This window comes from Pseudomonas tremae (genome assembly GCF_001401155.1).
Taxonomy (GTDB): domain Bacteria; phylum Pseudomonadota; class Gammaproteobacteria; order Pseudomonadales; family Pseudomonadaceae; genus Aquipseudomonas; species Aquipseudomonas tremae.
On sequence record NZ_LJRO01000429.1, the window covers coordinates 1 to 372 of the forward strand.

Here is a 372-nt window from a genome sequence, read left to right on the forward strand (position 1 = left end):
ATCCACTGGTAGGCGGCTTCCAGCTCTTCGAGCGGCACCGCCATCTTGCGCGCGTAGTCGGGCAGTGCCTCTCTGAGATTATGAGAATGCATCATGCGGTGTTTCATGAGGAGGCTCCCGGCTCGTGTGAGGCGTCAGGGTGTTGAGGAGTCGTTTCGGCTTTGGCGCGCAGGCGTCTGGTTTCGTGCAGGCTGATGCCGACAAATAGCCAGAACAAGGCAACCAGCACGCTGGTGAAACTGAGGTAGTGGTCAAACAGGCCGCTGAACAAAGCAGACAGCACGCCCGTGGTGCAGCCTAGCGCAATGGCGTTTTCCCGAGTCAGCACTACCCGGTCGCTGCCTGGGCGAACTTCTTTCCACCAACTGATGG

Annotated in this window: 2 pseudogenes; both read right to left on the reverse strand. The window is 59.1% G+C overall.

The features are described from left to right. Positions 1-107, reverse strand: a pseudogene (locus ALO43_RS30450) (acyltransferase); the annotation flags it as partial. Continuing rightward, positions 104-372: pseudogene (locus ALO43_RS23420) on the reverse strand (O-antigen ligase family protein); the annotation flags it as partial. The pseudogenes ALO43_RS30450 and ALO43_RS23420, both read right to left, overlap by 4 nt.